Source organism: Paenibacillus sp. MSJ-34 (assembly GCF_018918005.1).
In the GTDB taxonomy this organism is placed as follows: Bacteria; Bacillota; Bacilli; order Paenibacillales; family Paenibacillaceae; genus MSJ-34.
Window position 1 is genome coordinate 1 of record NZ_JAHLPR010000127.1, and the last position, 1,226, is coordinate 1,226.

Annotated in this window: 1 protein-coding gene; it reads right to left on the reverse strand. The window is 49.0% G+C overall.

All coding sequences use genetic code 11. From position 1 onward, the window contains the following. The coding region (locus KQI79_RS27290; protein ID WP_216541467.1) for an IS1182 family transposase at positions 1-1,226 on the reverse strand (1,226 nt) is incomplete at both ends.

The window sequence follows — 1,226 nt, forward strand, 5'->3', positions numbered from 1 at the left end:
GGGGCTGTCCAATAAGTCCCTAAAATAAAAAGTTGGGCGGAAAACAGGTACGTTTTCCGTCCAACTTTTTTTCGCCTTTGTTTCTGTAAGAAAGCGGCGAGGCGGATGCCTGCTACTTTCAGTAAATTGTGGGCCAAAGCCACAATCCCGAACTCCGTGTGAACCTTTTCCAGGCCCCGCAAGGAAAACCGTCGGAACGACCGATTGCCCTTGATGTGACCAAACACGCTCTCCACCTCCACTTTACGCCGAGCATAGATTGCGGATTTCTCGTCATCCTCAAGGGCTGTTTTCGCTTTCGCCTTCAACTCTTCCCATACCGTATTCCAGTGTACTTGACGATTGCCTTTTGCTTTTGTACATTTTGACTTGAATGGACAATCGCTGCAGTCTTCACATTCGTAAATCTTAAAGCTCTGCTCCAGACCTGAGCTCGTCTTTTTCATCTGGTACTTTTTGAACCGAACATATCGGCCATTCGGGCAGATAAAACGATCATCCAGCTCTTCATACGTCCAATTGGATGCATGTCGGATGTCCTTTTTGTAGCGCCGAGTTTTCTCCTTCATGTAGTTGCCATAGGGAATGAGAAAATCAAAGCGTGGCTCTTTTTCTTCGCCCACGGCATACAAATAGTTTTCCTCACTGCCATATCCAGCGTCCGCAATGACCGTTTTGGGCATCGGCAAAGAAGACGCTGCAAGCCGCTCCATATGCGGAATGAAGCAGCGCGTATCCGTGGGCCGCTGATGAAGGCTGTAAAACAAAATGAACTGGTTTTCGGTTGCCATCTGTACATTGTAGCCAGGCTTAAGCTGGCCATTTTTCATGTGGTCTTCCTTCATGCGCATAAACGTCGCATCCGGATCCGTTTTGGAATAACTATTGCGATCACCGAAGCAGGCTTTCTGCGCATCATATTTAGCAAGTCGGGGAAGGAAATCTTCACGAATGAGCTTCAGCGGCTTCTTCAAGGCACTGCGCTGCTTTCGCAGCTCCTTCCGCTCTTCACTGCTGCTTTCCCCGGCGATTTTCTCCGTTACCCCTTCGATTCTTTCCTCCAGTACAGCCGCCGCGGCTTCTAATTGGGCAGGGAGTTCTTCCGGCTTTGCCTCTTCATACTCACCAGCTTCCTGGTGCGTGATTGCATGAATATGCTGAAGGGTCGCCTGCACCTTTGCTTTGAGTTTTTCCTCGAAGTGCAGCGTAGACTTTTTCCACACAAA